Source organism: Cupriavidus yeoncheonensis (genome assembly GCF_905397275.1).
Lineage (GTDB): Bacteria > Pseudomonadota > Gammaproteobacteria > Burkholderiales > Burkholderiaceae > Cupriavidus > Cupriavidus yeoncheonensis.
Genome location: NZ_CAJPUY010000024.1, coordinates 13747 through 33982 on the forward strand (window position 1 = coordinate 13747; position 20236 = coordinate 33982).

A 20236-nucleotide genomic window follows, 5' to 3' on the forward strand; every position below is an offset into this window, starting at 1 on the left:
CTGTAAGCATCGAAGGAAGCGCGACTTGGCGCATCAAGATCCCTAACGGCCGCCTGCGCTTTGCCGCGCTCCGACGCCGCCCCACACTTAAGAGCCGTTCGCCACGGCCCTCTGTTCCGCATCCAGAGGAGGCGGTGCCAGTTGCGCATCCTCGCATATTACACTAATCGTCATCATGACATTTAGTTCAAGATGATATATAGTTCGTTCCGTCGATACCGACGCCCCGATCCCGCAGCGACTGGACCACCCCGTCAGGCGAGCCGGGCTGCATGCGGCTCGACGCACTTTTGGCGGATTGGCGCACGGCGGCCAGGACCCCACAACGGCCGCCCCTGCAGCGGATCTGAAAGGAAGGCAGAAATTGACCCTGAACCCTAAAACCCTAGCCCTTGGACTGATCGCGGCCTACGCGGTCGCCGCCTGTTCCCCGGCCGAGCCCCCTCAGCATGAGGAAGTGCGTCCGGTGCGCACCATCATTGCCGGTCAGACCTCTGGCACCGTCGGCGCGAGCTATTCAGGTGAGATTCGCGCCCGGTACGAGAGCCAGCTTGGCTTCCGTACGGGCGGAAAGATCGTCGCGCGGCTCGTCGACGTGGGCGCCCACGTCAAGCGCGGACAGGTATTACTACGGCTTGACCCGACGCAGGAGGCCTTGCAAGTGACAGCCGCCTCCGCTGATGTCGACGCCGCACGCAGCCGGGTCGCGCAGGCGCGTGTGGATGTAAAGCGAATCGAACAACTGCTGGCGCGCAATTTTGCTTCGCAGGCTGAACTGGACCAGCAGCGACTCGCATTGGACCAGTCCGAAGCGCAATTGCGCTCTGCATTGGCGCGCCAGCGGCTGAATGCAAACCAGGAGGGGTTCACCACACTGGTGGCGGACCGCGATGGGGTGGTCAGCACAATCAGCGCCGAGGCCGGCCAGGTCGTGGCAGCGGGGCAGTCCGTCGTGACAGTGGCGGCCGACGGTGAGCGCGAGGTGGCGATCAACATTCCGGAGTCCCGCGTCGAAGAACTGCGCAAGGCCAAGGCTCTGCAGGTCTCGGTCTGGGCTCATCCGGACAAGGCTTGGACTGGCTCGCTCCGGGAGTTGGCCCCGGACACCGATAGCGTGACGCGCACCTATTCGGCGCGCATTTCGATTCAGCATCCTGACGAGACGCTGCTGCGACTCGGCATGACGGCGTCGGTGTTCGCGCCGGATGTGGACGGGAACCGAGCGATCCGGCTGCCGCTAACCGCGATCGTGGACCGCGGCAATAGCAGCCAGGTGTGGATCGTGCCCCCGAAGAGCTCGCGTGTCCAGGCGCGCGACGTCCAGCTTGGCAGTGCGCAGAAGGACAGCGTACTCGTCACGGCGGGCCTGTTTGGTGGCGAAACCGTGGTGACGGCGGGCGTGCATATGCTCAAGGCTGGTCAACGCGTCAAAGTCATAGAGGCTGCGACCCAGGCAGGGAGCGACAAATGAAGGGCATCAATCTCTCAGAATGGGCGCTCAAGCACCAGCAGATGATCGCCTTCCTGCTGTTGCTGCTGTCCGTGACCGGCATCCTGGCCTACACCAGCCTGGGCCAGAAAGAAGACCCCGAGTTCACCATCAAGACCATGGTGGTGCAGGCCTACTGGCCCGGCAGTTCGGCGCAGCAAATGGCGGATCAGGTCACCGACAAGATCGAGCGCAAACTGCAGGAAGTCGCGGAGATCGACTACACGTCCAGCTATGTGAAGCCGGGCGAGACTCAGATCAAGGTCAACCTGCGCGAAGACGTGCCGCCGAAAGCGGTTCCGGACGTTTGGTACCAGGTACGCAAGAAGCTGGGCGATATCCGGCAGACCCTGCCCCAGGGCACGCAAGGCCCGTTCTTCAACGACGAGTTTGGCGATACATTCGGCAACATGTATGCGTTGACCGGAGACGGCTTCAGCTATGAGGACCTGCGCCGCTTCGCCGACGCCGCGCGCAACGAATTTCTGCGTGTGTCCGACGTCAACAAGGTGGACCTGATTGGCAAGCAGGAAGAGAAGATCTATGTGGAGATGTCCACCGCCAAACTGGCGTCGCTGGGCCTGGATCCCGCCCTCATCGCCTCGACGCTCGCCCAGACCAACGCGGTGACCGCTGCGGGCACGGTACAGACCACGAGCGAGCAGGTGCGCCTGACAGTGGGCGGTGAGTTCGATTCGGTCGACAACATCCGCGCGATTGGCATCCATGCCGGCGGCCGGACCTTCCGCCTGGGCGACATTGCCGAGGTCCACCGAGGCTTTATCGAGCCGGCAGCACAACGCATGCGTTTCAACGGTACCGAGACGATGGGCTTGGCGGTAAGCATGCGCAAGGGGGGCGATGTAATCCACCTGGGCAGCCAGCTGGACGAAACCGTGCGGCGTATCCGCGCCGAACTGCCAGTCGGCGTGGAGATTCATGCCGTCAGCGACCAGCCCCGTGTGGTCGAGCACTCGGTATTCGAGTTCAAGAAGAGCCTGACCGAGGCCGTGGTGATCGTGCTGGCTGTCAGCTTCTTGTCTCTGGGCGTGCGCAGTGGGCTGGTGGTTGCCATGAGCATCCCGCTGGTCCTCGCCATGACCTTTCTCGCGATGTATGTGCTCGGCATCGAGCTGCAGCGGATTTCGCTGGGCGCCCTGATCATTGCGCTCGGCCTGTTGGTTGACGACGCCATCATTGCCGTCGAGATGATGGCCCTGAAGCTTGAACAGGGCTGGGACAAATTCCGCGCTGCCACTTATGCGTACACAGCGACCGCATTCCCGATGTTGACCGGCACGCTTATCACCGCGGCAGGCTTCCTGCCAGTGGGCTTTGCCAAGTCGGGAACCGGTGAGTATGTGTTTTCGCTGTTTCAGGTGGTGGGCATTTCACTGTTGCTGTCGTGGGTGGTCGCGGTCCTGTTCACTCCATATATCGGTTTCAAGCTGCTCAAGCAGGAAGCGCACGCTTCCCATGACGAAGATGCGGTGTATCAAAGCGGTTTCTACGTCAAGTTCCGCCATTTCATCGACTTCTGCCTGACCCACCGTCGCTGGGTGATCGCCATTACTTTCGCGGCATTCGCCGGCTCGCTCGCCCTGTTCAAGGTCGTGCCGCAGCAGTTTTTCCCGGCATCGGACCGTCCCGAGTTGATCGTGGATCTGTGGATGCCCAAGGCTTCGACGTTCGACGCCAGCGAGCGCGAGGTTCGTGATCTCGAACGCCTGCTCAAGCGCGACGCCGATATCGAAGCCGTCACGAGTTTCGTCGGCAATGGGGCGCCCCGGTTCTACCTGCCGCTGGACGTACAGACGCCCAATCTCAACCTCGGCGAGTTGATGGTCATGACCAAGGGTGGCGAGGCACGCGAGCGGGTCATGGCGAAGATCGACAAGCTGTTCGACGAGCGCTTCGCGAACGTGCGGGGCCGGGTTCTGCGGCTGGAGAACGGTCCGCCCGTCGGTTATCCCGTCCAGTTCCGGGTCTTCGGCAGCGACAACGCCAAGGTTCGCGAAATCGGAGAGCGCGTGGCCGCCATCATGCGTGACAACCCGAACCTGCGCCGCGTCAATGTCGACTGGGGCGAGCGGGTCAAGCGCATGCAGGTCGATGTCGACCAGGACAAGGCACGCGTGCTCGGCGTCAGTTCGGGTCAGATCAAGGAAGCGCTGCAGGCATCGCTGTCCGGCACGCCGGTCACCCAGTACCGCGAAGGAGACCAGGGGCTGGACGTGGTCGCGCGTCTGGTCGAGGCTGAACGCACAGATCTGAATAACCTCAAGGATGCCAAGATCTATCTGCGCGACGGCAAGTTCGTGCCGGTTTCACAGGTCGCGAGGCTGTCTCTGGAGAGCGAGGACAGCGAACTCTGGCGACGCAACCGCATCCCGACACTGACCGTACGCGCCGACGTCTCGGGTGGCCAGGCGCCGGACGTTACGCGGGTGCTGATGCCAAAGATCGAGGAGCTGACCAGGGCACTGCCGCTGGGTTATGGCATCGACGTCGGTGGCGCGACCGAATCGAGTGCGAAAGCGCAAAAGTCCGTCTTTGCCGTGATGCCAGTGACCGTCATCATCGTGCTCTTGCTTCTGATGATCCAACTGCAGGACATGAAGAAGACGGGCATGGTGCTGCTGACCGCGCCGCTGGGCCTGATCGGTGTGAGCGCGATCATGGCGGCCTTCCACATCCCTTTCGGCTTCGTGGCGATGCTGGGGGTGATTGCGCTGGCCGGCATGATCATCCGCAACTCGGTGATTCTCGTGGTGCAAATCGACCACGACGTGGCGGCGGGCGTGCCCTTGTGGACGGCCATCGTTGAATCCGCCGTACGTCGACTGCGGCCTATCGTTCTCACCGCCCTGGCCGCCATCCTTGGCATGGTGCCTTTGACCCATTCGGTGTTCTGGGGTCCGATGGCGTGGGCCATCATGGGCGGCCTGGCCGTCGCAACGTTGCTGACCCTGGTTTTCCTGCCAGCGCTATACGCGGCCTGTTACCACGCCCGACGCCCTGGCTCGAACTGACGGGCATTCCAGACAAAGAGATTCTCCAATGAAGACCATTTCAAACACCGCCCGACGGGCGGCGCAGGCGGCGTTCGCCCTGTTTCTGGCAGCCGGTGCCGGACAGGCGGGCGCGATGGACCTGGTTGAAGCCTATTCGCAGGCATTGCACAACGATCCGGCAGCACTCGCCGCTGACGAAGCGCTGACCGCCGGCCGCGAGAAGGCGGTGCAGGGCAACGCATTGCTGCGTCCGCGCATCAACCTGCAGGCTGGCGCGTCCCGGATCAACAATCGCTCTTCCGCCGACCTGCCGGCGCCGCTGTCCGGGCTGGCCCCGTCCAATACCAATGGCACGGTCAGGCAGGCATCGGTGCAGCTGGTGCAACCGCTCTACGACAAGGCCGCGGGTGCAACCAGGCGGCAATTGCGCGAGCAGTCCGAACTCGCCCGGACGCAGTTCGATCACTCCCGAGAGAGTCTCGCGCTGCGGGTGGCAGATGCCTATTTCGGTGTCCTGGTGGCGGAAGAGACGCTGCGCGTAGTACAGGCCGAAAAGCGCGCGTTGGGACAGCAGCGTGACCGTGCCAAAGCGCGCTTTGACGTCGGCCAGGGCAAGATCACGGACCTGCAGGAAGCCCAGGCACGGCTCGACGGCGTGGAGGCGCGGGAAGTGTCGGCCACCTCGACGCTCGAACTGCGACGCGCCAGCTATCGCGAGACGATTGGTGTTGCGCCCGATCGGCTCTCGGCTCTGGCGCCGACCTTTGCCGCGCAGCCGCCGCTGCCGGACGATCTGACTGCCTGGCAGATGAGGGGCGAGGACCGGAACACCGTGGTCAAGACCAGGCAATCCGAGCTGGAAATTGCCGGGGCGGAAATCGACAAGTTTCGTCTCGCGAGCCGGCCGACGCTGAACCTGGTGGCCGGCTATGGCACCGAGGACCAGAACGGCAACCTGTCGCCGCTGGTGGCGCGGGAGGGCAACCGCACGGCGCTGATCGGACTCCAGCTCAATATCCCGATTTACGCCGGCGGCGGGATCGATTCGCGAGAGCGCGAGGCCGCCGCAAAGCGGCGCCAGGCCGAGCAGGAACTTGCCGCCGCGCGACGTGACGTGAGATTGCAGGTGCAGGACGGGTTCCTGGCAGTAAAGACTGGTGTGTCTCGTATCGCTGCGCTCGAGCAGGCGCTCGTGTCTGCGCGCAGCGCCCTGGAGTCGACCACCCTCGGGCGCGACGTGGGTACGCGTACGCAGCCGGATGTCCTCGACGCGCAGCAGCGCATGTATACGGCGGAGCTGAACTTGATCCAGGCACGCGTCGACTATCTGATGGGTCGCCTCCGACTGGAAGCGGCGGCCGGCGAACTGAATGAGGACAGCCTGCGCGCATTGAGCGCGTGGCTGGCGTCGTAATGCGCGCAAGACAGACGAACGTCGCCTGCGCCTCGACCACACCGCAACCCACGGCGCCGCTGGCACACAAGGCAACTGGCATGGCTCGCCGCCTGACGGTATTGATCGCGGCCGTCGCACTGGCGGCCTGCTCGACCGCGCGGCCCTGGATCAACGAGCCGATTGCCGCGGAATCCCCGCTTCCGTCGACGAGCCCCGTGCAGGTGCCGGAACAGTCGCGACCGCCGAGCATCATCGCAGCCGTTACGCTGTCCGGCGGCGGTGCGCGAGCAGCGGCGTTCGGCCTCGGCGTGCTGGAGGAAATGAAAGCCACGCGTTTCGACTGGGAAGGCCGCAGCACGACGCTGCTGGATGAGGTCGGCCTGGTCAGTGGCGTGTCGGGCGGCAGCGTGCTGGCTGCGTATTTCGCGGCGTTCGGCGACGAGACCCTGACGCGTTTTGAGCCCGAATTCCTGCTGACGGACTTCCAGGGTGGCCTCGTCAGCCATGTGTTGGCGCCAGGCACGCTGTACAGGATGACCTCGCCATGGTTCGGCCGCACCAATGTCCTGCAGGAAAAACTTGAGGCGCTCTACCGGGGCAAGACCTTCGGTGACCTGCGCGCCCGAAGCCGTGGGCCGCATCTGTTGGTGACCGCAACCGACCTTACCACCGGGGCGGCGTTCGAGTTCACCCCTGAGCAGTTTGCCCTGATCTGCTCCGACCTTGGCAGCGTGCCCTTGTCATTTGCCGTGGCCGCGTCGTCATCGGTTCCGATCTTGCTCAGTCCCGTGACGCTGCGCAACTATGCCGGTGCCTGTCCCCAGGCCGCCCAACTGGCCGACGCTGTACGCAGCGACCGCAATCTGCAGGCAAGGATGCTGCATGCCAGTGCGCAGAGCTATCTCGACGCCGAGAACCGGCCGTACCTGCATCTTGTCGACGGTGGCCTGGTTGACAACCTGGGCGTGCGGGGCCTGCTGGACCGTACCGCGGCGCGCGGCTCGCTCGACGCGAGCTTCGGAAATCTGCCTGCAGGCTCGATACGCAAGATTGTGCTGATCAGCGTGAATTCAGAACGCGACACCGCGGAGCGCATTGACCGTAGCGACCGGGTGCCTGTGACACCACAGGTTCTGGATTCTCTGATCTTCGGCGCCGGCTCCCGCGCGACCGGTGAAACCATCGCGGCAATGGATGACAACGTCCGCCGCTGGGCCAAGGAGTTGACCGCAGTGCGTGGCACGAAGGATAGCCCGTTTGCGCCGGATGCGGAAATTCATGTGATCAGTGTCAGCCTGCGCGACGTGAAGGACCCGGGAGTCCGTCAGGCGCTGCTTCAGGTACCGACGGCGCTGACGATCCTGCCGGGGCAAGCGCATCAGCTGGTGGAAGCGGGCCGCTCGGCGCTGCGCGATTCGGCCGAATTCCTGCGGCTGAGAGAAAGCCTGGAACGGGCGGAGACCAGGCCGAGCCTGCACGCGGGTCCCGCCGAATAATGCAATCGGCCCATTGCGCGTCGGACTGCGACGCGATCATTTCGCGAGAGGCGACTGGTTTCACCAGACGTACATCGGCAGGCTCGACTGAAAATTCGACACCGCAATTCATGCTTTCATATTGACTTAACGGTCAGGATGACCATAATGTCATCGAAAGATCGGGCGTTGCTACAGGCAATGCCCGGCCATCTCCAGGAGACGACATGACCCGCCAGCCTCGCAGCGTGCTGCGCACGCCGCCAGCATTTCCAGAAAGTGCACTGCCTTCCTCGGTCCAGAAACTCCAGCGGCCAGAAGCCCTGGTGAAAGCCCAGGCGCTTGCTTTTCTCATCTTTGAAAAGCATGACTTGCGCGCTGCAGAGAGCTTCCTGACGGATTTCGGCATGTGCAGCGTGTCGCGCACGGACAAGCAGTTGCTGATGCGCGGTGCCGGGCCACAGCCATGCCTGCTGTTGATACAGAAAGGCCGGCGCTCGCGTTATGTCGGCGCCGCGTTTACCGTTCGCAGCGAGGCCGATCTGGTTCGCCTCGAGGCCGAGGCGAATGCCCGTCGACTGCCGCAGGGCTCCGTTCCGGGAGGCGGTTCTGGCGTCGAGCTGACCGACCCGGCCGGGAATCTCCTGTGGCTGGTCACGGGACAGCAGCCGCTCAATCGGCTGCCATTGCGGGAACCGACACACGCTCTCGCGAATGATCCAGGGCAGCTTCGCAGGGTGAATGCAATGGTGCGGCCGCCGCTGGAGCCCGCCGCCGTGGTGAAGCTCGGCCACGTCGTGCTCCAGACCGTGGACTTTCCTGGCATGGCGGGCTGGTACATGCGGCATCTCGGCCTGATCCCGACCGATGTTCAGTATCTGGAGGACGGGTCACCGAACCTCTGCTTTTTCCGCCTGGATCTGGGAAGCACGCCCGCGGACCATCACTCCTTCGTTCTCGCAGGAGGGATTGAGGAGAAGTATGAGCACAGTGCGTACGAGGTGCTCGACCTTGATGCGCTCGGACAGGGCCACAACGTGCTGCGTGCGAACGGCCACCGGCATATGTGGGGCATCGGCCGGCACGTCCTCGGCAGCCAACTCTTCGACTACTGGTTCGATCCCGACGGCATGGAGTTCGAGCACTACACCGACGGCGATGTCTTTACCGCCGACCATGAGACGCATTACGTCCCCCTCGACATGTCCGGCATCTGGGCCTGGGGCGACGACGTCCCGGCCAGCATGGGCGTCAAGCGCAATTTCGACACGGTGTTCCGTGTGGCTCGATTGCTGCGGTCCGGACGGTTATCCCTGGAGCGCCTGAAGTTGCTTGGGCGCGCCATGAGTCCTGCTCGACCCTGGCTGTGAACGCTCTCGCGGTCACTGCAAGAACCCTCACATCAAGGAGAACAAATGGCTGTCAAGGTCGTCCGATATAGCCATGCCGGCGAGCCACACTGGGGCGTGGTCCACGACCGCCGTATCGCACCACTGCTCTGCGATGGCGCCAGTACTGCCGACTTCGTCACGAATGGCCTGGAAGCAGCCTGGCGCAGCACGCCGGGCGAGGCAACGCTTGCGCTCGATGGTGTCACGCTGCTGCCGCCAGTGACGCCAGACCGCCAGTTCTTGTGCCAGGGCATTAACTACGCCAGTCATGTACGTGAGTCTGGCATGGACCCCGACAAGATCGGCTTCAACACGCTGTTCACCAAGGCTCCTTCGTGTCTCGCCGCGGCTGACGCCGACGTCTTGCGGCCGGGGCATGTGCACCTGCTCGACTACGAGATCGAACTCGGCCTGGTTGTGCGCAAGCCGCTGACGGGCGCGCTCCGCGTCGGTCCGGAGCAGCTTCACGAGTTTCTCGCGGGTGTCACCATTGTCAATGACATTTCCGCCCGCGACGTTCAGCTGCCACAGGCTCAGTTCTACAAAGGAAAGAGCTATCGCAGCTTTGGTCCCGTGGGTCCTTTCCTGGTACTGCTGAACGCCGAGGAATGGGCACGCTGGCCTGAATTGCGCATGCGGCTACATGTGAACGGGCAGCCGCGCCAGGACACCTACTGCGGCGACATGATCTTCAAACCGCACCAGACGCTGACGGAGTTGTCCGCGCTCCATGATCTGCAGCCCGGTGACCTCATTGCCACCGGCACGCCGGCGGGCTGCGCAGCCCGCGCGCCGGGCAAGCTGGCGACGTGGGTGTTCCGCCACGTACTGTCCGAGCGTACGAAGTGGCAACTTTTCATCAAGAAGGGTCGCTCGAACCCCGCCTACCTTCAGCCGGGAGACATCATGACTGCTTCGATTCGCACGGACGATGGTGCGATCGAGCTGGGCGAGCAGCGCAATCGCGTGGTGTCGGCATGAACTCCCCAGACTTCGGACCTGCTACCGCGGTTGCCGCGATCGACGGATTCGGGGAGGACTTTGCGCTGCAGGTTCGTCCGATGTCCAAAAGGAAGCCGAGCAACGGCGAAGTCGTGGTGAAGGTCGAGGCAGCGGCGGTCAATCCCATCGATGTGCGCCGACGCGGCGGCTATGGCAGGAGAATCTTTTCGCTGATGGGGGCAACGCGCATGCCCCTGGTTCTCGGCAACGATTTTGCAGGGATTGTTTGTGCCGTGGGTGCTGGCGTGAACGGCTTGCGCGAAGGCGACGCTGTTTTCGGGGCCAAGCCTCCGTCAAGCGAGGGGACGCATGCCACGCACGTAATGGTCCGGGCCGACCACGTTGCGCTCAGCCCTTCATCTATTCCGGCTGACGCCCTTGCCACGTTACCCTACAACTTCCAAACCGTGGCGAGAGCATTCGCGGACGCTGGCATTTCGCGCGATACCGTGCGGGAGCGCCCGGTACTCGTGTATGGGGCGACTGGCGGCCTCGGACAAATTGCTGTCAGGTTGCTCTACCTGCTGGGAGCCAAGGTCACGGCGGTCGGCGCAAAGAACGGGCTCCAGGCCTGTTTTGACGCTGGCGCCGCGGAAGTGGTAGACCGCCATGCGCAATCGCTCGCCAGCTTGCCGCGGCATTTTGCCGCCACGCTGAACTTCGCCAACTGGGACGATGAAGCAAAGCTGCTGCACCTGCTCTCGCCAGACGCGGTGGGTCATGCAACAACGGTTCATCCGCTGCTCGGCAACTTCGACAGACTGGGCCTGATCGCGGGCGGCGTCGCCTCGTTCGCTGGCAAGCGGGCCAAACGCGCCCTGATTCCGCACGGCGCACGGTACGGGTGGACGACGTTCCGCTCGAGCTCAGCCGTGCTGGAATCGCTTACCACCTGCGCAGCGTCCCTGCGCCCACTTTGCGTGAAGACCTTCCCGCTTTCGCAGGTGGAGCAGGCATACCTGCACGTCGCCCGGCGCGAGCCCGGGCGGGCAGTCCTGCTGCCACAGCAACCCTGACAAAAAGAACCCCCACATCAAGGAGACAAGCATGCCCGATACAACGGTGGGCGACGGGACTTTGTCCGGCGAAATCCGGACCCAGGCCGATATCGACGTCTTTGAACGCACGCCCTGGCAAGAGAAGGTTCCCGCGCAAAACACATACGAGCTCCTGTGCCGCGCATGCGATCGCCATCAGGAGCAGACCGCGCTTCGCTTCGTGATGACTGGAGCGCCCGACGCCCCCGAGTTTACGGTGAACTACGCGAGCCTGAAAGCGCGCGTGACGCAAGCCGCCAATGCTTTCTTCCGTGCCGGCGTGACACCAGGTACTGCGGTAACCGTGCTGCTTCCCAATCTCCCTGAGACTCACTATGCCTTGCTCGGCGCGCAGGCCGCAGGCATTGCCAGTCCCATCAACCCGATGCTCGAGGTGGACTATATCGCCGCCATCGTCGAGGAAACCGGGGCCCAGGTGCTGGTCGCCTGCGCGCCGATGGACGACAGCACGCTTTGGGACAAGGCCATCGCTGTGGTTGACCGTTGTCGTGCGGTGCGGACCCTGTTCGTCGTCAGCGCTACGCCGTACGTTGGCGAAGAAGAGCGCAAGCGCCTGGAGGCGGCATTCGAAGCGGCGTCACGGCCGGCTCGCGTGGATGTGAATATCGTCGGCTTCGAAGAGGCGTTGGCGGCCGAGCCTTCAGACACGCTGGTCTCTGAGCGACGCATTCTGCCGACCGACATCTGCTCGTACTTTCATACCGGTGGCACCACCGGCCTGCCAAAAGTCGCGACGCACGCGCATCTCAACGAGGCGTTCGTTGCGTCAATGCTGAGCGTGCTCACCCCGTCCTCCAATACAATCCTGTGCGGCCTTCCGCTGTTCCATGTGAACGGCGCGATGGTCACCGGTCTGGCCGCCTTCCATAGCGGCTGGGAGGTCGTCATGCTCACGGCGGCCGGCTATCGCGGTCACGGCGTGATGGCGAACTTCTGGAAGCTGGTTGAACGGTTTCGGGCGAACAGCTTCAGTGGTGTGCCGACGATCTATAGCACACTAGCCGATCTGCCTCGCGATGGCGCCGACATTTCTTCGCTTCGCTTCGCCTTCTGCGGTGCCGCGCCGCTGCCGGCCGAAGTTGCGAGACGCTTCGAAGCTGCCGCCGGCATCCCGTTGTACGAGGGCTATGGCATGACAGAAGGCGCGTGCGTTTCGGCCCTCAGTTCGCCACTTGGCGAGCGCCGCCTCGGTAGCGTTGGATTGCGTCTCCCCCACCAGGCCATCGGAGTCTGGAAGAGTGGTAGCGCCGGCCTTGCGACTGAACCGGCCGCTCCCGGCGAAACCGGTGTGATCGGCATTCATGGTCCCAATGTGTTCCCGGGCTACCTGCAGGAGCACGATAACCGCGGCATCTGGCTAAAGCCGGGCTGGCTCAACACCGGCGACCTCGGTTATCTCGATGCGGATGGCTATCTGCACCTGACGGGCCGTGCCAAGGAACTGATCATTCGCGGCGGCCACAATATCGACCCGGCAATGATCGAGGAAGCGCTCCTTCAGCATCCGGCGGTGGCGATGGCGGCTGCAGTGAGCCAGCCGGATGCGCACGCCGGTGAATTGCCCGTTGCCTATGTCACGCTCAAGCCGGGGCACGTTCTCTCCGCTGACGAGTTGCTGGCTGCGGCGCGCACGCTTGTACCGGAGCGCGCCGCCGTACCCGCACGCGTCGAAATCCTGCAAGCGCTGCCGCTGACCCCTGTCGGCAAAGTGGCCCGCGCCGAGTTGCGCATGCGCGCTGTCGAGGAAGTATTCCGCGAACATCTGGCACTGGCCGGTGTGCCCGCCAACGTACGTGTTGGGCCGGATATCAGGCGGGGCACCGTAGCGTTCATCCAATGCGCCGCCGCCGACGCCGAACGCGTGCGGGATCTCCTGGTCGGACGGTTTCCATTCCCGCTCGACTTCACTCATCCGGCGTGACCCGCAACTCGATCTAGCGATGAAGAAGATTGTCCTTCGAACCATCTTGTTCGCCTTGCCAAGGGTCCTCAATCTGACCGCCTGGAAGCAGCCGAATTTCCGCCAGCGACTGAAGCAAAAGAACTGTACTGCCTTTGTCGGGTTGCTGGACGGCAGCATTGGTCTCACCCTCGAAATCAAGGGAGGAAAGGTGCGGTCGCGGAACGCGAAGAGCGTCGAGCCCGACGTCAGCATGCTGTTCAGGGATATCCCGACGGCACTGAAATTCCTCATGCCCAATCCGGATCAGGGCGATATCATCCACGCCGCGAAAAATTTCAAGGTCATCACGAAGGGGCCGGACCCCTTGGTGGTCTGGTTGATGCAAACGCTGAACCTCAGCCAGACTGTGGGCGTCTCGATGGGTACGCCGGTGGCCGACGGAACGCGCCGCTTTACGACCTGCACGAATGGCGGCCCGCTTTTCGTCTACGTGAAAGCGGGACGCGTCCTGCGGGTGACACCTCTCGAGTTCGACGCCGACGATGCGCAAGGCTGGGAGGTCACGGCGCGCGGGAAGACCTTTCGACCGCAGCGCCGTGCACTGGTGGCGCCTCATGCGATGACGCTGAAGTCGGTCGTCTATTCGGACAAGCGCATTCTTCATCCGATGAAGCGCGTGGATTACGATCCCGATGGCGAGCGCAATCCACAGAACCGAGGGAAATCGGGCTACGTGCGCATATCCTGGGACGAGGCCCTTGACCTTGTCGCCACGGAAATCAACCGGCAGAAACGCGTCCACGGTCCCGGTGCCATCACCTTTCCGATGTCGTCCCACCATCAGTGGGGCAACGTCGGCTACTACCTCAGCGCTTTGACGCGCTTCGCCAATCTGATTGGCTTCACCCGAGTCGCTGCCAATCCGGACAGTTGGGAGGGCTGGTACTGGGGAGCAATGCATCATTTTGGCAATTCCATGCGCATCGGCGTCCCGGCCGGCTATGGCGGAGTCGAAGATTGCCTCAAGGAAGCCGAACTGATTGTCTTCTGGTCCTGCGATCCGGAGAGCACCAATGGTGCCTATGCCGGATTCGAAGGCACGCAACGGCGCCTGTGGGCCAAGGAACTTGGCATCGAGTTCATACACATCGACCCGCACAACAATCCGACGGCGCAATTGCTCGGCGGGCGCTGGATTCCGGTACGGCCGCAAACCGACGCCGCCCTGGCTACTGCAATCATGTACGTATGGGCAGTCGAAGGCTTGTACGACAAGGACTACGTTGCGGCCCGCACGACCGGCTTCGAAGAGTGGAAGGCCTATCTGCTGGGACAAACCGACGGTATCCCCAAGACGCCAGAGTGGCAGGAAGCCGAAACGGGCGTGCCGGCCAGGGACGTGCGCGCCCTCGCTCGAAAGTGGGGCAACAGGAAGGTCTATCTGGCGGCCGGCATGACGGGCGCCGGATTCGGCGGCGCCGGCCGCGGCGCCACAGGGCAACAGTGGGCACGCTGCATGATCATGATGATGGCGATGCAGGGCTGGGGCAAGCCGGGGGTCAATTTCGGATGCCTTCAGCTCGGCACGCCAGTGGACCTGCATTTCTACTTTCCGGGGTACGCAGATGGAGGGATTTCCGGTGATCTGGTGTGGACCGGCAATGCTGTCAACAACTATCAGCGGATGCCGCACATTCTGACGATGAACCCGGTCAAGCAAATGGTCCCGCGGCAACAGCTTCCCGACGCCATCATCAACGGCCACGCCAGCGGCTATCTCTGGGACGGCATTTCGCAGGAAGCGCAATTCGCGCCTTTCACTTATCCGATGCCGGGTTATTCGCCCATCCACATGATCTACCGGTACGGAGGCTCGGCATTCAGCACCATCACCAAGTCCGGCCGATGGATCGATGCCTATCGTCACCCTAGCATTGAATTTGTCGTCAATCAGTCGATCTGGATGGAGGGCGAGGCCCAGTTCGCTGACATCATTCTTCCGGCCTGCAGCGCGCTGGAGCGCTGGGACATTGGCGAATGGTCGAATTCGGGGGGCTACGCGCATCATGGGATTGCCGGCGTCAATCATCGCGTCGTAACGCTGCAGCACAAGTGCATCGATCCACTCGGTGAGTCCAGGTCTGACTACGACATATTCACCGGGATTCTGGAGCGGCTGGGTCTCGGGGCCTTGTTTACCGAAGGCGGTTCGGAGCTTGACTGGGTCAAGCGCGTTTTCGATGGCTCCGATCTGCCGAACCATATCTCCTGGACCGAGTTCTGTCGCAAGGGCTACTACGTTGTCCCGCCCGAAAGGCCGGATTTCAGCCAACCGGTGGATATGCGGTGGTTCGCAGAAGGCCGCCAGAAGGACGTCCCCGAGCCGCACCCGCTGCCAAGCCAGTTTGCCGAGGGATTCGGCACGGGCGTGCAAACGCCCAGTGGCAAGATCGAGTTCGTTCCCGAAATTCTCAGGCGCCACACGGCAGACAATCCCGACCGGCCGGCGCTCAATCGCTACATCCCCTCGTGGGAAGGTCTCGGGACCGCGCTGGCGGGCAAATATCCCCTGCAGATGATCGCCACGCACTCTCGCTATAGCTTCCACACGTCCAGCGATGGCAAGAACAGCGCCGTGAATCACGTGCGAGACCACCGTGCCCGGATCGCCGGTCATGACTTCTGGCTGCTGCGCATCAATGCCGTCGACGCGAAAGAACGCGGGATCGCGCACCGTGACCTGGTCAAGGTCTATAACGACCGCGGGGCGGTGATCTGTGCGGCAGATATCTCGCCCTTGATGGTGCCAGGCGTGGTGAAGTCGCATGAGGCGAGTGCCGAGTTCCAGATGGTGGACTTCGGAGGCGAAACCGTCGAGATCGGCGGCTGCATGAACATCCTCACGCCGGACCGCCCCCAGACGCGGGGCACAAGCAGCATGAGCCCCAATTCATGCCTGGTGCAAATCGAGAAATGGCATGGCGCCGAGCAATTCAAGCTGGGCCGCGCCCACACAGGGATCGCTCATGAGTAAGTGGAATCTCATCATCAACGTCGGCCGTTGCGAGAATTGCTATAACTGCGTCATTGCCGAGAAGGACGAGCACGTCGGTAACGACTTTCCCGGGTATGCGGCTCCCGCATCCGTGTCCGGTGAAAGCACGATCCGCATTCTGCGCCGCGTCGAGGGACAGGCGCCAATGGTCGAAACGACCTACCTGCCAGTCATGTGCAACCACTGCGACAACCCGCCATGCATGAAAGCGGGCGGGGACGCGATTACGAAGCGCAAGGATGGCATTGTCATCATTGACCCCGTCAAGGGCAAGGGCCGCAAGGACATCGTCCGATCCTGCCCTTACAAGGCCATCGTCTGGAACGAGGAGCTCCAGCTCCCTCAGACCTGGATTTTTGATGCCCATTTGCTCGACAACGGTTGGCAGCGCCCCCGCTGTCAGCAAGCATGCCCCACCGATGTCTTCGAGGCGGTGAAGCTTGACGACAACGCCATGGCCCAGAAGGCCCGCACTGAGGGATTGAATGTGCTGCTGCCCAGGCTGGGCGCCAGGCCGAGAGTCTATTACCGTGGGCTGGAGCGCTGGGATGCGTGCTTCATCGGTGGCAGCGTCAGCGTCGAGGCATCTGGCAAGGTCGATTGCGTTGCGGGCGCCGAAGTGTCGCTGTACCAGGGCGACAAGAAGATTGCCATGACCGAAAGCGATGATTTCGGCGACTTCCGCTTTGGCAGCCTGCCCGGAAAAAGCGGCGCCTATCGCATTGAAATCCATCACAGCGCGGGAACGGCGCACAGGGGCTGCGAACTCCACGAAAGCCTTTATCTCGGCGAAATCGTGCTAGTCCCCCGGCCATCGGAGGCGGGAGCGGTACCCGTCAGCATGCGCGCCCCGATGAGCTGACGGCACGGCTGGGATAGCCGTGCCCATCACCCCACACCAGCCGAGTTGGGCGAAGCCCTGGTACGCGGCGGGGAACTCGCGTTCAGCGTTCGCGCTGGTGTGTCTCGATGGTGTCCGGCTGACCGCTGTGGCCGGCTCTTCCAGATCTCTTTCCACCTGCTTTCATTACCACCGATACGACAATGAGGAGACATTGCAGCATGAGAGAGCGCATTCTTACCTGTGCAGCCGTCGGATTGTTTTCCGGGGCTGCCCACGCCCAGTCCAGTGTCACGCTGTATGGGGTTGTTGACACCAATCTCGAATACATGAATCGAGTTGGATCGGTTCCATTACCTACGAATCTTTACAACCCTGGGGCGGGGCACAGCGTCACCCGCATGAACAGCGGTGGCGTTGCGGGATCCCGCTGGGGCTTACGCGGAGAAGAGGACCTGGGTGCCGGCATGAAGTCGCTCTTCGTCCTGGAAAGCGGTTTTCAGGCCGATACAGGCGCTCTGGAAATGAACAACACACTGTTTGACCGGCAGGCGTACGTCGGTTTGCGCAGCAACAAGTTTGGCCAACTCACATTCGGCCGGCAGTACACTTCGCTCTTTCTCGGATTGGCCAATTTCATGCCAGCGGCCTACGCGGTTCAGTATGAGCCGATCGGTGTGATAGCCGGCCCGAACTTCCGCGAGAACAATACCGTTCAGTACGCCGCCGTAGCAGGGCCGGTGACAGCGATTGCGCATTGGTCCTTTGGTGTCGGGATCACTTTGCCTCCTACCAGTCCGTTCGCCCAGCAAGTCATGGTCGGAGGCAATGGCGAGGTGCCGGGGCGAGCCAGGGGTGACACGGGGTATGGTGCAGCGCTGATCTATACGCCCGGCGCGTTCGGCTTCACCATCGACTACGATCAGTACAATCCGTCAATCGCCCAAGGCAGCGGTACCAATCGGCGCGTAGCGGTCGCGGCGAGCTATACGTTCGATGGGAAGACCAAGGTCATGGGTGGGTATCGCTGGGGGCAGAACAAGGATCAGCATAGCCTGACAGTTCTGCGCGATGACTATTACTGGGTGGGGGCGAATTATCAATTGACTCCAGCCTTCGAACTGACGCTCGAATATGATTACCAGAATGTCCGGAATCTGAACGGGAGCGTTACGGTGGCGAACCCATGGCAACTGCTCTTCATGGCGAAATATAGCCTGAGCAAGCGGACAGATTTGTATGTGTCCACGGCCTATGCGCGTAACGCCGGGCTGATGCTCGAATCAGCGGCGTCTGGCTATGGCGCCAGCCTCTTACTCAATAACACTTACGCGCCTGCGAACGGACAGACGTCGATGATCGGCGTTGCAGCAGGTGTCCGCCATATCTTTTAATACCGATCAACAGTCGGGGCCGGCCATTCCGGCCCCGAGCTCCATCTTCGTAGGCGGTTCGGGCCGCTTCAGGGTTCGAGGCCAGGCTCGACGAGCCCTGCAAATGCTTCACAGCACGCTGTTCTGCTACGGCTGCAAGCTGGGATCGGGGCGCGCAGCCGAGCCCTGGCGGAGAGCCCATCGCCGGCCGGGTTCGGATGAGCAGCCATGACTTCATGGCCGCACGCATTGATGGAATGGCTTCTGTGCTTATTGGCGCGCGCGGTATGTCGCAAGCTTCGAAAGGTTGCCGCATCGGCTCATGGAGCACCACTTTCGCCTTAGACCCTGCGAATCATCCAGAAACAGCATCGAGCATTTCGGGTTTGCGCAGGACTTGACTCGCGCGAGAAGCGGCGAAGACAGCAAAGTCACAGCGTCGCGGGCAATGGTGGAAAGGGCGGCCGTGACGAACTCATCGGCAGTCCAGCCCAGCTTGTAGGGATGCTCCGGATCACTGACGCCATCTACCGTTAGCTGTGGGGCGAGGTTGGGACGCCTGGCATAGGTATTCACGACGTCTGCGTCTCCTTGCGCAAATCCTCGCTTGTCAATGGTCGCCTGAACGAGCTGGTAGATCGCCTCCCGCAAACGTATGGCTGCCTGCAGGTCTTCGGCCGTACATCCGGCCTCGGCGTCCTGCCTGGTCTCGAAGCCGGCTTCCCTGAGCCAGGTCAGTAGCGATTCCGGGTCGGCAAGAAGTTCGACCGGTTGGGAGTACCGCTTGCGGCAGGTCGCAACAAAGTCCAGGCACCGTCGCCCACCCACATAGGCAAGTGCTTTGTAGCTGGCATTTTCCACGTCTTTTCCTTGGGTTCTCCATCGTTTCACCGGGATTGTACCAATGCGCCCGCGTCTTGACACCTGTTCAACCGGTTTTATAATGACACCACTTCAACCGGTTTCAAGAGGAAGGCATGGGCGACGAAAAGGTAGTTGGAGCAGGTTCCGAATTGGGTGTGCAGTACCAGGTCTGGAGGGAAGGGCCCAAGGGTCTGGTGGCCCTCATTCATGGGTTTCTGGACGATCGTCATACCTGGCAGCGGTTCGCGTCGGCCGCCAGCCTGGACGGTTGGACGGTGGTTTCCATGGACTATGCGAAGGGGGTAACGAGCAACGCTCTCGACGCCTATGCGACCCGGGTCGCTGGACTGATCGAGAAGCTCCGCGAACCACGGCTACCCGTCGTGCTTGTCGGGCACAGCATGGGCGGCCAGGTTGCCGAACTGGTGGCCGGAGTCTCGCGGGTCGATGCACTGGCGCTGATCCTGCCCGCGCCACTTCGTGGTTACCCGCTGACCGCTGACCAGATGCAAGCGTTCCAGGCGCTTGCAAGGCAGAAGGATCCGCAAGTGGTCGGGAAAGGGCGGGCGGCCCGGACATTCGAAGCCGACCCTGACGCCATGCAAGTCCTTGTGGCATCGGCAGTGAACACGCCTGTCGACGAATCCCTGGTCGAACTGGAGGCCTGGGTGCAGGGACATCGATTGGGGGCAGTTCCCTCGCGCGCTTATGCCCCGACACTCGTCATTACCTCTGACGACAAATTCTTCTCGCCATCCTTTCTGCAAGAAGCGGTGTGCGCTCGCTTTGCCAACGTAAGCACGCAGCACGTTGCAGGGGCAGGGCATTGGCCGCACGTCGAAAAGCCTCAGGCCACCGCTGACGCGGTAGCCGCCTTCATTGCTGAAATCAGGCCGAACCTGTCCGCACCGCAGGTCATCAGCGCATCGAACCTCGACAGGACCGCAGAGGAATTCGAAGAATGGTTCTTCGAGTCCTACGTTGACACCTGGATAGCCGTCTGCAGCGGAGCCGCGGAGCCCGAGAGCATGCTCCAGTACTGGGGAGCGCCGCTACATGCCGCGGCGATGGTGCGAACGCAGTGGCTCATGAGTGAAAGCGATGTACTCGCACAGATCCGTGCGACGCAAGCTCCCCTGAAAGCGAGCGGGTACCGGACAACAAAAATCCTGGACCGCAGGGTCACGATCTACAACCAGTCCGCAGCCTGTGTCGATGCACTCTGGTCGCGCAAAGGTGCGCAAGACCAGGAACTCCAAAGGGTGGCTACGCATTTCGAAGTGCATCGCACCGATAACGGCTGGCGCGTCGTCGCCATGGCAAACACGCTGACCGACGCCGAACAGCTCGCGCAAGTCTGGCCACTTCGCTGAAT

The 20236-nt window shown here is 62.5% G+C and carries 13 protein-coding genes; 12 read left to right on the forward strand and 1 reads right to left on the reverse strand.

The annotated features are described in order from the left end of the window. Nucleotides 1–364: 364 nt before the first annotated feature. The 11 genes from KHO22_RS26450 to KHO22_RS26500 all read left to right on the forward strand — a co-directional run bounded on the left by KHO22_RS26450 (nucleotide 365) and on the right by KHO22_RS26500 (nucleotide 18018). The gene (locus KHO22_RS26450; RefSeq protein ID WP_211950137.1) at nucleotides 365–1471 is read left to right on the forward strand and encodes an efflux RND transporter periplasmic adaptor subunit; all 1107 of its coding nucleotides are present in this window, start codon (nucleotides 365–367) and stop codon (nucleotides 1469–1471) included. Continuing rightward, on the forward strand, nucleotides 1468–4521 hold the full coding sequence (locus tag KHO22_RS26455; RefSeq protein WP_211950212.1) for an efflux RND transporter permease subunit: 3054 nt from the start codon (nucleotides 1468–1470) through the stop codon (nucleotides 4519–4521). Before KHO22_RS26450 ends, KHO22_RS26455 begins: the two co-directional genes overlap by 4 nt. 28 nt (nucleotides 4522–4549) lie before the next feature. Beyond that, entirely contained in the window at nucleotides 4550–5917 is a 1368-nt protein-coding gene (locus KHO22_RS26460) for a TolC family outer membrane protein (RefSeq protein ID WP_211950138.1), read from the forward strand. A gap of 80 nt (nucleotides 5918–5997) precedes the next feature. After that, nucleotides 5998–7395, forward strand: coding sequence for a patatin-like phospholipase family protein (locus KHO22_RS26465; RefSeq protein WP_211950139.1), 1398 nt, complete (start codon nucleotides 5998–6000; stop codon nucleotides 7393–7395). A 206-nt stretch (nucleotides 7396–7601) separates the two neighbouring features. Continuing rightward, nucleotides 7602–8744, forward strand: coding sequence for a VOC family protein (locus KHO22_RS26470; protein WP_211950140.1), 1143 nt, complete (start codon nucleotides 7602–7604; stop codon nucleotides 8742–8744). 45 nt (nucleotides 8745–8789) lie between these two features. Further along, nucleotides 8790–9746: a fumarylacetoacetate hydrolase family protein gene (locus tag KHO22_RS26475; RefSeq protein WP_211950141.1), complete on the forward strand. Its 957-nt coding sequence runs from the start codon at nucleotides 8790–8792 to the stop codon at nucleotides 9744–9746. Beyond that, on the forward strand, nucleotides 9743–10783 hold the full coding sequence (locus KHO22_RS26480; RefSeq protein ID WP_211950142.1) for an alcohol dehydrogenase catalytic domain-containing protein: 1041 nt from the start codon (nucleotides 9743–9745) through the stop codon (nucleotides 10781–10783). Before KHO22_RS26475 ends, KHO22_RS26480 begins: the two co-directional genes overlap by 4 nt. 31 nt (nucleotides 10784–10814) lie before the next feature. Continuing rightward, nucleotides 10815–12746, forward strand: coding sequence for an acyl-CoA synthetase (locus tag KHO22_RS26485; RefSeq protein WP_211950143.1), 1932 nt, complete (start codon nucleotides 10815–10817; stop codon nucleotides 12744–12746). Between the two features lie 19 nt (nucleotides 12747–12765). Next, nucleotides 12766–15762, forward strand: coding sequence for a molybdopterin-dependent oxidoreductase (locus KHO22_RS26490; RefSeq protein WP_211950144.1), 2997 nt, complete (start codon nucleotides 12766–12768; stop codon nucleotides 15760–15762). Then, entirely contained in the window at nucleotides 15755–16645 is an 891-nt protein-coding gene (locus KHO22_RS26495; protein WP_211950145.1) for a 4Fe-4S dicluster domain-containing protein, read from the forward strand. Before KHO22_RS26490 ends, KHO22_RS26495 begins: the two co-directional genes overlap by 8 nt. A gap of 200 nt (nucleotides 16646–16845) precedes the next feature. After that, a complete protein-coding gene (locus KHO22_RS26500; protein WP_211950146.1) occupies nucleotides 16846–18018 on the forward strand; it encodes a porin in 1173 nt (390 codons plus the stop codon). A gap of 249 nt (nucleotides 18019–18267) precedes the next feature. Here KHO22_RS26500 and KHO22_RS26505 read toward each other — a convergent pair whose 3' ends face one another. Beyond that, complete coding sequence (locus tag KHO22_RS26505) at nucleotides 18268–18858, reverse strand: CGNR zinc finger domain-containing protein (RefSeq protein WP_211950147.1); 591 nt, start codon at nucleotides 18856–18858, stop codon at nucleotides 18268–18270. Between the two features lie 116 nt (nucleotides 18859–18974). On the opposite strand from KHO22_RS26505, the gene KHO22_RS26510 reads away from it, so the two are divergent. Continuing rightward, entirely contained in the window at nucleotides 18975–20234 is a 1260-nt protein-coding gene (locus KHO22_RS26510) for an alpha/beta fold hydrolase (protein WP_211950148.1), read from the forward strand. Nucleotides 20235–20236 lie beyond the last annotated feature (2 nt).

Bases quoted from the DNA above. Each gene is read 5' to 3' on its own strand.
- KHO22_RS26485 (WP_211950143.1), top strand. From the start codon at position 10,815: ATGCCCGATACAACGGTGGGCGACGGGACTTTGTCCGGCGAAATCCGG.
- KHO22_RS26470 (WP_211950140.1), top strand. From the start codon at position 7,602: ATGACCCGCCAGCCTCGCAGCGTGCTGCGCACGCCGCCAGCATTTCCA.
- KHO22_RS26465 (WP_211950139.1), top strand. From the start codon at position 5,998: ATGGCTCGCCGCCTGACGGTATTGATCGCGGCCGTCGCACTGGCGGCC.
- KHO22_RS26475 (WP_211950141.1), top strand. From the start codon at position 8,790: ATGGCTGTCAAGGTCGTCCGATATAGCCATGCCGGCGAGCCACACTGG.
- KHO22_RS26495 (WP_211950145.1), top strand. From the start codon at position 15,755: ATGAGTAAGTGGAATCTCATCATCAACGTCGGCCGTTGCGAGAATTGC.
- KHO22_RS26455 (WP_211950212.1), top strand. From the start codon at position 1,468: ATGAAGGGCATCAATCTCTCAGAATGGGCGCTCAAGCACCAGCAGATG.
- KHO22_RS26490 (WP_211950144.1), top strand. From the start codon at position 12,766: ATGAAGAAGATTGTCCTTCGAACCATCTTGTTCGCCTTGCCAAGGGTC.
- KHO22_RS26480 (WP_211950142.1), top strand. From the start codon at position 9,743: ATGAACTCCCCAGACTTCGGACCTGCTACCGCGGTTGCCGCGATCGAC.
- KHO22_RS26460 (WP_211950138.1), top strand. From the start codon at position 4,550: ATGAAGACCATTTCAAACACCGCCCGACGGGCGGCGCAGGCGGCGTTC.
- KHO22_RS26510 (WP_211950148.1), top strand. From the start codon at position 18,975: ATGGGCGACGAAAAGGTAGTTGGAGCAGGTTCCGAATTGGGTGTGCAG.
- KHO22_RS26500 (WP_211950146.1), top strand. From the start codon at position 16,846: ATGAGAGAGCGCATTCTTACCTGTGCAGCCGTCGGATTGTTTTCCGGG.